The organism is Microbispora sp. NPDC046973, assembly GCF_040644495.1.
Classification (GTDB): Bacteria; Actinomycetota; Actinomycetes; order Streptosporangiales; family Streptosporangiaceae; genus Microbispora.
In genome coordinates this window covers 524,279-537,105 of sequence record NZ_JBEYWQ010000003.1, presented here as the reverse complement: position 1 = coordinate 537,105, position 12,827 = coordinate 524,279, and the positions used below count along the sequence as shown (strand labels likewise).

General features: G+C 69.9%; 9 protein-coding genes. 2 read left to right on the top strand and 7 right to left on the bottom strand.

From position 1 onward, the window contains the following. Nucleotides 1-139 precede the first annotated feature (139 nt). The 4 genes from ABZ860_RS09635 to ftsE are packed head-to-tail and all read right to left on the bottom strand — an operon-like array spanning nucleotide 140 to nucleotide 4,194. A complete protein-coding gene (locus ABZ860_RS09635; protein WP_357217441.1) occupies nucleotides 140-2,047 on the bottom strand; it encodes a penicillin-binding transpeptidase domain-containing protein in 1,908 nt (635 codons plus the stop codon). A 3-nt stretch (nucleotides 2,048-2,050) separates the two neighbouring features. Beyond that, a complete protein-coding gene (gene smpB, locus ABZ860_RS09630; RefSeq protein WP_357217438.1) occupies nucleotides 2,051-2,533 on the bottom strand; it encodes an SsrA-binding protein SmpB in 483 nt (160 codons plus the stop codon). Nucleotides 2,534-2,590: 57 nt separating this feature from the next. Beyond that, nucleotides 2,591-3,490, bottom strand: coding sequence for a permease-like cell division protein FtsX (gene ftsX, locus ABZ860_RS09625; protein ID WP_357217435.1), 900 nt, complete (start codon nucleotides 3,488-3,490; stop codon nucleotides 2,591-2,593). A 14-nt stretch (nucleotides 3,491-3,504) separates the two neighbouring features. Continuing rightward, the gene (ftsE, locus tag ABZ860_RS09620; RefSeq protein WP_079315626.1) at nucleotides 3,505-4,194 is read right to left on the bottom strand and encodes a cell division ATP-binding protein FtsE; all 690 of its coding nucleotides are present in this window, start codon (nucleotides 4,192-4,194) and stop codon (nucleotides 3,505-3,507) included. Between the two features lie 179 nt (nucleotides 4,195-4,373). Between ftsE and ABZ860_RS09615 the strand changes: the two genes are divergently transcribed. Then, nucleotides 4,374-4,562, top strand: coding sequence for a hypothetical protein (locus ABZ860_RS09615; RefSeq protein WP_182898828.1), 189 nt, complete (start codon nucleotides 4,374-4,376; stop codon nucleotides 4,560-4,562). Here ABZ860_RS09615 and prfB read toward each other — a convergent pair. Continuing rightward, nucleotides 4,556-5,674, bottom strand: a complete 1,119-nt coding sequence (gene prfB / locus ABZ860_RS09610; RefSeq protein ID WP_357217432.1) for a peptide chain release factor 2 — start codon at nucleotides 5,672-5,674, stop codon at nucleotides 4,556-4,558. The two genes, ABZ860_RS09615 and prfB, sit on opposite strands and share 7 nt — an antisense overlap. 83 nt (nucleotides 5,675-5,757) lie before the next feature. Between prfB and ABZ860_RS09605 the strand changes: the two genes are divergently transcribed. Next, complete coding sequence (locus ABZ860_RS09605; protein ID WP_357217430.1) at nucleotides 5,758-6,846, top strand: hypothetical protein; 1,089 nt, start codon at nucleotides 5,758-5,760, stop codon at nucleotides 6,844-6,846. Nucleotides 6,847-6,859: 13 nt separating this feature from the next. Here ABZ860_RS09605 and ABZ860_RS09600 read toward each other — a convergent pair whose 3' ends face one another. Both ABZ860_RS09600 and ABZ860_RS09595 read right to left on the bottom strand, forming a co-directional pair. Continuing rightward, complete coding sequence (locus tag ABZ860_RS09600; RefSeq protein ID WP_357217428.1) at nucleotides 6,860-11,803, bottom strand: NAD-glutamate dehydrogenase; 4,944 nt, start codon at nucleotides 11,801-11,803, stop codon at nucleotides 6,860-6,862. Between the two features lie 26 nt (nucleotides 11,804-11,829). After that, the gene (locus tag ABZ860_RS09595; RefSeq protein WP_357217425.1) at nucleotides 11,830-12,651 is read right to left on the bottom strand and encodes a tryptophan 2,3-dioxygenase family protein; all 822 of its coding nucleotides are present in this window, start codon (nucleotides 12,649-12,651) and stop codon (nucleotides 11,830-11,832) included. Between the last annotated feature and the right edge of the window lie 176 nt (nucleotides 12,652-12,827).

Below are 12,827 nucleotides of genomic sequence, written 5' to 3'. Positions count from 1 at the left end.
GTCCAGACGGGCAGGGCTCCCCCCGAGATGGAGCCCTGTCCTCATCACGGCGACTGGGCCCGCAACCCCCCAAGCGGGTCCCAGTCACCTAGAAAGACGCCGGTCGCCGCCCTGATGGTTGCTCGCCTCCGGGCATTTTTCAGGTCTGGGGCTGGGCGTCGCGGAAGAAGCTCCCGGCGATCGCCGAAGCGGCCGCCGTATCGCCGCTCTGCGTCAGCACGGCGACCGCGACGTCTCCCTGCCAGCCCACGAACCACGAGAGCCGGGTGCGCTCCTTCTTCTCCGTCTGGGTGACCTCGGCGGCCACGCCGTACACGGGGTCGCCGGGAGCGGAGGCGGCGGAGGCCGCGCCGGACGTCACACCGGCCCGCATGAGCGTGCGCAGCTTCGCGATGATCGCGGGGTCGAGCGTCACGGGCTGCGCGGCGGACGGCGTGGCGCCGTTCCCGGCCGCCGGGTCGGGAGCGACGGGCGAGGTCACCAGCACCGGCGGCCGCCACGTGCCGGACTTGACTGCCGCGGCGACCAGAGCCATCGACAGCGGGCTCACGCGGGTGCCCTGCCCGGCCATGATCTTCGCGATGGCGGCGTCGCCGTCGGGGTCGTCCATCGCCCCGCTGAACGTCTTCAGCGGCAGCTTCCAGTCGCCGCCGATGCCGAACTGGCTCGCGCTGGCGGACAGGCGCTGCCCGCTGATCCGCCGGGCCAGCGACGCCAGGGCGGTCACGCAGCCCTGCGCGAAGTCGGTCTGGAAGGTCGGCGTCGTCACGCCGTCGACGCCGGGTTGCTGGAACCGGGCTCCGCCCACGGTGCGGTCGGCGCTGCACGGCACCTTCTGCTTCGGGTCGAGGCCCGACTGGAGCAGTCCTTCCGCGGCGACGACCGAGAAGGCGGTGCCGGCCGCGAACTTGCCGGCCAGCGCGTCCTTCTCCTGGTGCAGCTGGTTGGTGGAGACGGCGAGCACCTGGCCGGTGGACGCCTGCACCGCGACGAGCGCGGCCGGGCGGGGCCCCGCCACCGCGGCGTCCCCCACGCTCTGCAGCCGGCTGTCGATCGTGGTCTGGACCGACGAGTTCTCCCGCCCCGGCCACGCCTTGAGCTCCTTGACCTGTCGCCCGGTCGCGTTGTCGAGGATGACGACCCGGGTCTCGGTCGAGCCGGTGAGCTGGTCCTGGTAGGCCTTCTGCAGGCCGTCACGGCCGAGCGTGTCGCCGGCCCGCTGCGGCCCGCCGAGCCGCTGCTCCGCCTCCGGGGTGATGGCCGTGACCACCCCGACGATCTGGGTGGGCGACTTGGGGGCGACCGGCGGGTTGTCGATCTGGAACTCCAGACCTTGGATGGCCTCCAGCTTGGACCTGATCTGGGCGAACTTCGTCCGCCCGAACGTCGCGAGGGGGACGAAGTCCTGCGGGGGCGACGACAGGATGCGGCTCAGCAGGCGATCCTGGGCGAAGCCGGTGACCTTCGACAGCTGGTCGCAGAGCCGGCCGGGGTCCTTGACCTTGGCGGGGAAGACACCGGCGACGTGCAGGACGGTCTCGTCCTGCAACGAGTTGCCGTTCCGGTCGAGGATCGGCTTGCGGCCCTTGGGGACGGTGGCGACCGCGAGCCGCTGCCCGGGGTGCAGGTCGGGGTGGATGACGCTCGGCGACCACCGCACCCTCCACTGGCCGCCGACAAGGTGCAGGGGCAGGTTCCCGTCGTACTGCCAGAGGGGGTTGTTCTCGCCGAGGTCCACCTCGGCGTGGTAGCCGGCCTGTGCGGTGTCGCCGTCCTGGCTGATCCCGCGCAGGGCGAAGCGGATCGAGGCGGCGTCCAGTTGCAGCCGGGCGTCCTCCAGCGCCTTGCGCACCGCAGCCTGGTCGCCGTCGGCCCGCCGCGCGGCGGCCGCGTAGTCCCCCGTCTGCCAGCCGACGAGGAAGTCGCGCACCGCCTCGTGCGGCGACGGCTCCTCGAAGCAGCCGGTCAGCAGGGGCGCGGTCAGCCCCAGCGCGAGCGCGGCCCGTACGGCTCTCGCCCGGACGGCCCCGAATGGTCGGAAGGACACGGCCTAACGGCCCCCCCGGCGGCGTACCGCGTTCGACATGGCCCGCGCCATCTCCCGCGTGGCCTGCTTCTCCATGAGCGTCTGCCGCTTGTCGTAGTCCTTCTTACCCCTGGCGATGCCGATTTCGATCTTCGCCCGGCCGTCCTTGAAGTACATCGACAGCGGGATCAGCGTGAGGCCCTTCTCCTTCAGCGTCGCGTCGAGCTTGCCGATCTCCTTGCGGTTCAGCAGCAGCTTGCGGGTGCGCCGGGCGGCGTGGTTGGTCCAGGTGCCCTGGCTGTACTCCGGGATGTACACATTGATCAGCCAGACCTCGCCGCCCTCGACCGAGGCGTAGCCGTCGGTCAGGTTGGCCTTTCCCGCCCGCAGGGACTTGACCTCGGTGCCGGTCAGGACGAGCCCGGCCTCGTAGGTGTCCTCGATGAAGAAGTCGTGCCTGGCACGCTTGTTCTGGGCGATCAGCTTGCGCCCGGTCTCACGTGGCATAAGGGGAGCCTACCGTCGCCGCGAGGGGCGGAAACGAGCTGCGCGGCCGGTGCGGGATCACACCCGCAGGTAGCGGCGCAGGGTGACGAACGAGGCGAGCACACAGATCAGCACGCCGATGGCCATCGTGCCGGTGATCACGCCGGCGACCGTGTCCCAGCCGAGCGGCGCGGCCATGTAGGTCTGGATCGACTCGAAGATGAAGACCTTCACGATGATCAGGATCACGCCGGACAGGACGCCGCCGATGAGACCGGCGATCAGGCCCTCCAGCACGAACGGAAGCTGGATGTAGATGTTGGAGGCGCCGACCAGCCGCATGATGCCGGTCTCTCTCCGGCGGTTGTACGCCGACAGCCGGACCGTGTTGCCGATCAGCAGGGTGGCCGCGATCACCATGAGGATCGCGATGCCGAGCGCCACGTTGCGCAGCGTGTCCATGAAGCCGAAGACCGACTGGAGCAGGTCGCGCTCGTTGACGACGTTGGAGACGCCGGGCTGCCCCTTGAGGCTGCTCGCCACGGCCGCCGCCTTCTCCGGGTCCTTCAGCTTGACCCGGAACGACTCCGGCATGTCCTCGGGCTTGGTCACCGAGAGCAGCAGCGTGTTGTTCTCGGTGCTCTGGAAGTTCTTGAACGCCTGGGCCTGGTTCTCGAACTGCACCCGCTCGACGTCCGGGAGCCCCTTGATCGTCTGCTCCAGGGTGCTCTTCTCGTCCTGGGTGACGGCGCCCCTGTTCTTACAGGGTTCGAAGGGCGATCCCTTGGTGCACAGGTAGACCGACAACTCGACCTTGTCGCTCCAGAAGCCGGTCAGCTTCGAGACCTGGGAGTTGATCATCAGTCCGACGCCGAGCAGCGCCATGCCGACCGCCACCGTCACGATCACCGCGATGGTCATCGTGAGGTTGCGCCGAAGGCCGATCCAGACCTCGGAGAAGATGAAGTTGGCCCGCATGGTCCCAGTTACTCCTAATACGCCTGGCCGTACACGCCGCGCGACTGGTCGCGGACGATCTTGCCGTCCTCGAGCTCGACCACGCGCTTGCGCATGGAGTCGACGATCGCGGCGTCGTGTGTCGCCATGAGGACGGTCGTGCCGGTCCTGTTGATTCGGTCGAGCACCTTCATGATGCCGATGCTCGTGGCGGGGTCGATGTTTCCGGTGGGCTCGTCGGCGAGCAGGATCATCGGCCGGTTGACGAACGCGCGGGCCATGGCGACCCGCTGCTGCTCACCACCGGACAGCTCCTCCGGCATGCGGTGCGCCTTGCCCTCGAGGCCGACGAGCTCGATGACCTCGGGCACGACCTTGCGGATGAAGCGGCGCGGCTTGCCGATGACCTCCAGGGCGAACGCCACGTTCTCATAGACGTTCTTGTTCGGCAGCAGCCGGAAGTCCTGGAACACGCAGCCGATGCGGCGGCGCAGGTGCGGCACCTTGAAGTTGGACAGCTTCGACAGGTCCTTGCCCGCCACGTGGATGGAGCCGCTGTTGGGCCGCTCCTCCTTCAGGACCAGCCGGAGGAAGGTGGACTTCCCCGACCCTGACGGACCGACCAGGAACACGAACTCGCCCTTGTCGACGTCCACGCTCACGTGGTCGAGGGCGGGCCGGTTTTGGTTCGCGTAGACCTTGGTGACATTATCGAAATGGATCACGGGCGCATCACGGCTAGCCAGTCTAGGGGGTGGGACGGCCGGTCCGGGGGTCGCCGGTCACTTTGCTCTGGATCGACGTTCCGTTTGGCCAGAGGCCAGTCTAGGGGTAACACTGGCATGGAACGTCCATAACGGAAACAAAACGATTAGCCCTTGGGCGATGGGGCGGTAAAGCTGCTATGAGCTGCGAACATCTGATCTGCGCCGCGTGCGCGGGCCCCGTGGTGGAGGGGCGCTGCCCCGTCTGCCGTGAGGGCCGCGCCAAGGTTCACCACCACGGGTTCATGGGGCTGTCGCCCCTGGTCATCGCGCTTGTCGTGCTACTGGTCGTGGCGCTGGTCGCGCTCACGCACGTCAGCGGTTACTGACCGTCACCCGACTCCTGGCGCCGCGCCCAGCGGATCTCGCCCTCGATGAACTCGTCGAGGTCGCCGTCCAGCACGGCGGAGGGGTTGCCGGCCTCCACACCCGTGCGCAGGTCCTTGACGATCTGGTAGGGGTGCAGCACGTAGTTGCGGATCTGCGTGCCCCATGACGTCGTCGTCTCGCCGCGCAGCTCGTTCATCGCCGCGGCCTCCTCCTGGCGCTTGCGCTCGAGCAGCTTGGCCTGGAGGACGGCCATCGCCGTCGCGCGGTTCTGCAGCTGCGACCGCTCGTTCTGGCAGGAGACCACGATCCCGGTCGGGAGGTGGGTGATCCGCACGGCCGAGTCGGTCGTGTTCACGCCCTGGCCGCCCGGCCCGGACGACCGGTAGACGTCGATGCGCAGGTCGTCTTCGTTGATGTCGATGTGGTCGGTCTGCTCGACCACGGGCACCACGTCCACGCCCGCGAACGAGGTCTGCCGGCGGCCCTGGTTGTCGAACGGGCTGATCCGCACCAGCCGGTGGGTGCCGTGCTCGCCCCTGAGCGTGCCGTACGCGTAGGGGGCCTTGACGGTGAAGGTGGCGGACTTGATGCCGGCCTCCTCGGCGTAGGAGGTCTCGTAGACCTCCGCCGGGTAGCCCTTGCGCTCGGCCCACCGCAGGTACATGCGCAGCAGCATCTGGGCCCAGTCGGCCGCGTCGACGCCGCCCGCCTGCGCGTTGATGGTCACCAGGGCCTCGCGGGCGTCGTACTCGCCCGAAAGGAGCGTGCGGACCTCGAGCGCGCCGACCTCGGACCTGAGCGCGGCGAGCTCCCTTTCCGCCTCGGCCAGCGCGTCCTCGTCGCCCTCCTCGGACGCCAGCTCGAACAGGACCGGCAGATCCTCCAGGCGGCGGCCCAGGCCGTCCACCCGGTTGACCTCGGCCTGCAGGTGGGAGAGGCGGCTGGTGACGCGCTGCGCCTGCTCGGGGTCGTTCCACAGGTCGGGCGCGGCAGCCTGGTCCTCCAACTCCGCGATCTGCTTGCGCAGGGCGTCGAGGTCGAGCACGTCCTGAATGCCCTTCAGCGTGCCGCTAAGCTCGTTGATCTCTTCGGCTGGATCGATGACTGCCACGTCTGTAAAGGGTACGCGAATCGGAGACCCGGTCAGGCAGCACGCGTCGGTAGCATGTGGATCGATTGCATGGGGAGGCTGGCGTGAACGGGGTCGTTCGGAGTGCGCTGGCCCTTGCCCTCGTCGCCTGTGCGGCCGTCGCCTGCTCCGGCGGGGAGCCGGCCCGGCCGACGGCCAGCCCGGCGGCGGCCACCTCCGCCCTGCCGAGTCCCGGCGAGAGCCCCTCGCCGTCGCCCAGCCCCCCTGCGGTGACGCTGGAGGAGGCGTCCCGGGCGCTCGACGCGTTCCTCGACACCGACGACGTGCTGCGGCTGGCCGGGGCCGACCAGTGGGAGCTGCGGCTCACCCAGGACGGCCAGCGGCCCATCACGATCGCCGACATCCACTCCCAGGAGGGCAAGCCCGCCCGCTACACGTGGGATCGCCGTACGGTGCTCGTGCCCCGGCAGAGCGGCCGCTCCACCGCCTGGTTCGCCGCCACCGCCCGGCGGCGCGACGCGTCGGGCGAGGTCCGCACCGGCGTGTTCACGTTCGTACGGCAGGGCCAGGACGGGCGGTGGCTCAACAGCTTCGCGTCCCTGCTCTATCCCGGCCAGGACCCGCCCTCGGCCGCCCTCGACGCGGACGGGTACGCCACGGCGCTGGAGTCGCGCGACACCTCGGTGGCCATCAGCCCCAACCTGATGGGCCCGCTGCACGCCACGGTCGCCGAGGAGGGCCCCAAGGGCTACGCCTCCGGGCTGATCGCCCCCGGCCCGCAGACGACCGGCTTCTACGACGAGATCGTCAAGACCAAGGCGAAGGCGAAGGCCGACGACTGCATGGTCTACGAGTCGATCTTCGCCTCGGCTCCCAACTACCCGACCTTCGCCCTGCGCACGCGCGACGGCGGCGCGATGATGCTGTACACGCTGATCCGCACGTCCTCGTGGACCGTCAGCGGGCAGCCGCAGGGCCAGCCCCAGGGGCTGAAGTGCGGCGAGGGCCGCCCGGTGGGGATCCCCGCCGAGGCCCGCTGGCTGCTGAGCCCCGCCAAGGACCTGTTCATCCGGCAGAAGCGGCAGATCGTCGAGACCCAGCAGTACGTGAGCGCGGTGCCGCCCAAGGCGTCCACCGCGCCCGCGCACGTCGTCGGCTACGAGGGCATCGTCACCGGCGGCTCGAACCGCTGATCGGCGAGCACGGTCACGCCTCCGCGTGGGGGAGGTTGCTGGTGGACACCAGCGTCCGCACCGCGCGCAGCGCGACCGACAGCGTCGCCAGGTCGAAGGTGTCGCTCTCCCAGATCTCCGACAGCGTCTGCCGCGACCGCGTCACCGCGGCCTGGTTGGCCTCCGTCCAGCTCGCCAGCCGCTCCTCGGGCGACAGGCCCGGCCGGCTGTGGATCAGCACATCCCTGGTGAGCGTCGCGTGCGCGGCGTACAGGTCGTCGCGCAGCGCGCTCCTCGCCATCGAGTTCCACCGGCTGTCGCGCGGCAGCGCGATCACCCGCTCGCGCAGCCGGGCGAGCTGGAGCCGGTCGGCCAGGTCGAAGTAGACCTCGGCCACCTCGCTCACCGGCCGGCCGGTGTACGCCGCGATCTCCACGAGGTCGAACGTGGAGTAGGCCGGCACCATCGCCGCGACCCGCTCGGCCAGCTCGCCGGGCACGCCCCTGGCCACGAAGGAGTCCCTGCGCTCCTCGTAGGCCACCAGGTCGGGGCCGGTCAGCAGCTTGGGCAGGTGGGGCAGCAGGCCGCCGGCGCCCTCGATGAAGTAGCGGGCCGTGGAGGCGAGGTCGAGCGGCGGACGGCGGTTGCCGAGCAGCCAGCGGGTGCCGCGCTCGGACAGCTTGCGGCCCTCCAGCAGCATGGCGAGCTGGGTCGCGGTGTCCACCTCGTTGTCCAGCTCCTCGATCTGGCGCACGAACGACGGCAGGTCGAAGACCTCCCGCGTCACGAGGTAGGCCCGCACGATGTCGGCCGTCGAGGCGCCGGTCTCCTCGCCGAACCGGTAGACGAAGCTCGTCCCGCCGAAGTTCACCAAGTCGTTCACGATCCGGGTGGTGATGATCTCCCGGCGCAGCGGGTGGGAGTCCATGTACGCCCGGAGACGGTGGCGCAGGGCCGAGGGGAAGTACGACACCAGCCACGACGCCAGCGACGGGTCGTCGGGGATCTCCGACTGCAGCAGCTCGGCGTCCACCACGAGCTTGGTGTAGGCGAGCAGCACCGCGAACTCGGGGTTGGTGAGCCCGAGCCCGGCCTGGCGCCGCTCGGCGAGCACCTTGTCCGACGGCAGGAACTCCAGCTCCCGGTTGACCAGCCCCTCGCGCTCCAGCCTCCGCAGGTAGCGGGCGTGGATGTGCAGCATCTCCGGCGCCTGGGCGCGGGCCGCCGCGAGCACGACGTTCTGGGCGTAGTTGTCCTCCAGCACCAGCCTGCCCACCTCGTCGGTCATGTCGAGGAAGAGCTGGTTGCGCTGCTTGTCGGTCATGTCGCCGTCGCGGACGACCTGGTCGAGCAGGATCTTGATGTTCACCTCGTGGTCGGAGGTGTCCACGCCAGCCGAGTTGTCGATGAAGTCGGTGTTGATCAGCCCGCCGTTCAGCGCGAACTCGATCCGGGCGCGCTGGGTGAAGCCGAGGTTGCCGCCCTCGCCCACGACCTTGCAGCGCAGGTCGGCCGCGTTGATCCGCAGCGCGTCGTTGGCCTTGTCCCCCGCGTCGGCGTGGGTCTCCGACGACGCCTTGACGTACGTGCCGATGCCGCCGTTCCACAGCAGGTCGACGGGGGCCCGCAGGATCGCGCTGATCAGGTCGTTCGGCGCGAGCGCGCTGACGCCGTGCGGCAGGCCGAGCGCGGCGCGCGTCTGCGGCGAGATCGGGATCGACTTCGCGGTGCGCGGCCACACGCCGCCGCCCGCCGAGATCAGCGACCTGTCGTAGTCGTCCCAGGAGCTTCTGGGCAGCTCGAACAGCCGGCGCCGCTCGGCGAAGCTCCGCGCGGCGTCCGGGGCGGGGTCGACGAACACGTGCCGGTGGTCGAAGGCCGCCACGAGCCGGATGTGCTCCGACAGGAGCATGCCGTTGCCGAACACGTCGCCCGACATGTCGCCGACGCCGACCACGGTGAAGTCGGTGCTCTGCACGTCCACCCCGAGCGTGCGGAAGTGGTACTTGACCGACTCCCAGGCGCCCCTGGCGGTGATGCCCATGGCCTTGTGGTCGTAGCCGACCGACCCGCCCGAGGCGAAGGCGTCGCCGAGCCAGTAGCCGTACTCCTTGGCCACCTCGTTGGCGATGTCGGAGAACGTCGCGGTGCCCTTGTCGGCGGCGACCACGAGGTAGGTGTCGTCGCCGTCGTGCCGCACGACGTCGGGCGGCGGCACGACCTCCCCGGCGACCAGGTTGTCGGTGAGGTCGAGCAGGCCGGAGATGAACTGGCGGTAGCAGGCCACGCCCTCGGCCAGGAACTCGTCGCGCCCTCCCGTGGGAGGGCGTTTGACGACGAAGCCGCCCTTGGAGCCGGTCGGCACGATGACGGTGTTCTTGACCATCTGCGCCTTGACCAGGCCGAGGATCTCCGTCCGGAAGTCCTCCATGCGGTCCGACCAGCGCAGGCCGCCTCGGGCGACCTTGCCGAAGCGCAGGTGCACGCCCTCGACGCGCGGCGAGTAGACGAAGATCTCGTACTTCGGCCGGGGCAGCGGCAGCACGCTGATCGCCTGCGGATCGACCTTCAGCGAGATGTACGGCTTGCGCCTGCCGGTGACGAACTGACTGCCCGCGTCCCCGGCGTCGCGACCGTCGTCGCGCGCGGCCTGGAAGACGTTGGTGCGCAGCGTCGCCTGGATCATTTCCAGATAGGCCCGCAGGATGCGGTCCTCGTCGAGCGAGGCCACCTCGTCCAGCGAGGCGAGGATCTCCTCGGTCAGCGCGTCGCAGACCTCCGGCCTGCCGTCGTCCGGCCGCCGCGGGTCGAGCCTGGCCTCGAACAGCCGCACCAGCAGCCGGGCCAGCCGCACGTTGCCGCGCAGCACCCTTTCTATGTACGACTGGCTGAACGTCGTCCCCGCCTGCCGCAGATACTTGGCGTACGCCCGGAGGATCTCGGCCTGTTCCCAGGTGAGCCCGCCGGCCAGCACGAGCGCGTTGAAGCCGTCGTTTTCCACCTCGCCGCGCCACAGCACGCCGAACGCGTCCTGGAACAGCCGCTTGAACTCGTCGCGGTGCACCTCCTCCGAGGGGGTGTACCGCAGGCCGAAGTCGTAGATCCAGGCGTCCCTGGTGTCGGGGTCGTGGTCGCGGTCGATCTCGTACGGCCGCTCGTCCACCACCTCGACGCCCATCCGCGTGAGCAGCGGGAGCACCCGCGACAGCGAGATCGGCGCGCCCAGCCGGTAGAGCTTGAAGCGCCGCTCCCCCTCGGCCGCGCCGTACGGCTCGTAGAGGTTCATGCCGATGGCGTTCGGGTCCTCGCCGAGCGCCTCCAGCCGCTTGAGGTCGGCGACGGCCGTACGCGCGGGGAAGTCGGCCTTGTAGCCCTCGGGGAAGGCGGTGCCGTAGCGGCGCAGCAGCCGGGGCGCCTCCTCCTCCGGGCACAGCTCGGCGATCGCGGCGGCGAGGTCGTCCTCCCAGGTGCGGGTGGTGGCGGCCAGCCGCGCCTCCAGCTCCTCGACGTCGACCGGCGTCTCGCCGAGCGGCTTGCCGCGCTCGCCGCGGATCACCACGTGCAGCCGGGCCAGCGCCGACTCGCCGATCATCGTGCTGTAGTCGAGCGAGGTGCCGCCGAGCGCCTTCATCAGGATCCGCTGCATGTGCAGGCGGACCTTGGTGGTGTAGCGGTCGCGCGGCAGGAAGATCAGGCAGGAGATGTAGCGGCCGTAGTCGTCGCGGCGCAGGAACAGTTTGACCTGCTTGCGCTCGCGCAGCCGCAGCACGCCGAGCGCGATGGGCAGCAGCTCGTCCACGGAGATCTGGAAGAGCTCGGTGCGCGGGTAGGTCTCCAGGATCTCCATCAGATCCTTGCCGTCGTGGCTGTCGGGCGACAGCCCGGCACGTTCCAGCACCTCGGCGAGCTTGCGCCGCAGGACCGGGATCCGGGAGATCGACTCGTTGTACGCCACGTGGGTGAACAGCCCGAGGAACCGCCGCTCGCCGATCACCTCGCCCTCCGGCGAGAAGACCTTGATCCCGACGTAGTCGAGGTAGTGGGGCTTGTAGACGGTGGCCCGGCTGTTGGCCTTGGTGACGATCAGCAGCTGCTTCTCCCGAGCCTTCGCCCGCACCTTCGGCGGCAGGGCCGCGAAGCTTGCCGATCCGGCCTTGTCGGCCCGCAGGATGCCGAGCCCGGTGCCGGGCAGGCCGCGCAGCGCGGCGCCGCCGTCGGTGTCCTCCAGCCGGTATTCACGGTAGCCGAGGAACGTGAAGTGGCCGTCGGCCAGCCAGCGCAGCAGCTCCATGCCGTCCTCGACCTGCGCGGGATCGAGCGGCGGCGGGTTGACCGCCAGGTCCTCGGCGGTCTGCACGGCCAGGGCCCGCATCTTGGCGAAGTCCTCGACCGCGCAGCGCACGTCCTGCAGGATCCGCTGCAGGTCGCTCTCCAGCTCCTTGAGCACGCCGTGATCGGCCTGCCGGTCGATCTCGATGTGCATCCACGACTCGCGGATGATCTGCCCGGTGACGTTCTCCTTGTCGGGGCCGAGCAGCTCGCCGGTCATGTCCCTGCGCACCCGCATCTGCGGGTGGACGATCAGATGGGTGCCGATCTCGTGCCGGTCCAGCTCGGTGGTCACCGAGTCGACGAGGAACGGCATGTCGTCGGTGACGATCTGGACCACCGAGCGGCCCGGGTCCCAGCCGCACTCCTCAAGCGTGGGGGTGTAGACGCGGACCAGCGCGCGTCCCTGCGGCCGGTGCTGGGCCAGGTGGCGGTGGGCCATCGCGGGGCCGTACACGTCCACCGGGTCTCGGTCGGCCAGGTCCTCGACCGGGACGTTGCGGTAGTACCGCCTCAGGAAGGCCAGGGGGTCCTCGCCCTCCACGTGCAGCGCTCCCGGCGCGTGCGCGCACCTCTCGGCGGCGACGCGGAGAAGCTCGTCCAGCGCTTCATCCGATTCCTGCCGATTTAGCGCCATTTCGAGCGGCATGTCGCTACTCACTCCCTTGTGAGGATTCAAAGCCAGGCCCGGAGTTCCCAGAGCAGGGGAAAGAAGTGCAAACGCGTCCTTCCCCTCAAGTACGGTGCCCCGGAGGAGCCTCCCGTACCGGATTTCGTGCCGATCTGGCGCTCCACCATCTGCACGTGCCTCATCCGCCAGAGCGCGGTCGTCTCGTCGTGGGTGAGGAGATCTTCGGCCAGGTCCCACAGATCGTCGTACGATCCCCGGTCACGGGCCACGGCCAGCAGGGATTCCATGATCTCCTCGTCGGAGACCGGCAGGCCGCGCTGGGAGAGGGCGGTGAGGAAAGCATCCCACAGCGTCGGCTCGGCGAGCCGCCGCCGCAGCCTGGCGAGTTCGGCCTCGCTCGCGTCCCTCAGCCGGCCGAGGTACGCCGGGTCCTTGGCGCCCGAGAGGAACTCGAGCTCGCGGAACTGCACCGACTGGAAACCGCTCGCGGGGGCGAGGACCGACCGGAACTCCAGGAAGTCCTGCGGCGTCATGGTCTCCAGCACCTGGACCTGGTCGACCAGGACCTTCTCCACCGCGTGGACCCGGCGGAACAGGTGCCTGGCGCGCCACAGCGCGCCCTCGATCATCGCGTCCCTGATCCGCTCCAGCTCGTGCAGGAGGAGCTTGAACCACAGCTCGTAGACCTGGTGGACGGTGATGAACAGCAGCTCGTCACTGGCCCCGGACCGCTGCTCCTGCTGGGCGAGCAGCTCGGGCAGGCGGAGATAGCCGCCATAGGAAAGGCGCCCGCCCTCCTCGCCGAAGCTGCGCGGCGGGGGCAGGACGTCCCCGGACCCGGCCCGGCCGTACGGCGTCGCAGGCATGCGCCACTCCTCCACGATGGCGCGTCCCTTCCGATCCCCATTGACCGAAATCCCGGCGCCACCGCCCCCGATACCACCCCATAACGACACAAACGTCAACTTCGTCCGTGTGCTCGTGACCAGGGGATTGACCGCGCCCCATTTAACCAGCCCCACCCCCGCCGAGGGGTCTCATG

Excerpts from the sequence above, each read along its gene's own strand:
- smpB (WP_357217438.1), bottom strand. The coding sequence starts at position 2,533 with ATGCCACGTGAGACCGGGCGCAAGCTGATCGCCCAGAACAAGCGTGCC.
- ftsX (WP_357217435.1), bottom strand. The coding sequence starts at position 3,490 with ATGCGGGCCAACTTCATCTTCTCCGAGGTCTGGATCGGCCTTCGGCGC.
- ABZ860_RS09615 (WP_182898828.1), top strand. The coding sequence starts at position 4,374 with ATGAGCTGCGAACATCTGATCTGCGCCGCGTGCGCGGGCCCCGTGGTG.
- ABZ860_RS09600 (WP_357217428.1), bottom strand. The coding sequence starts at position 11,803 with ATGCCGCTCGAAATGGCGCTAAATCGGCAGGAATCGGATGAAGCGCTG.
- ABZ860_RS09595 (WP_357217425.1), bottom strand. The coding sequence starts at position 12,651 with ATGCCTGCGACGCCGTACGGCCGGGCCGGGTCCGGGGACGTCCTGCCC.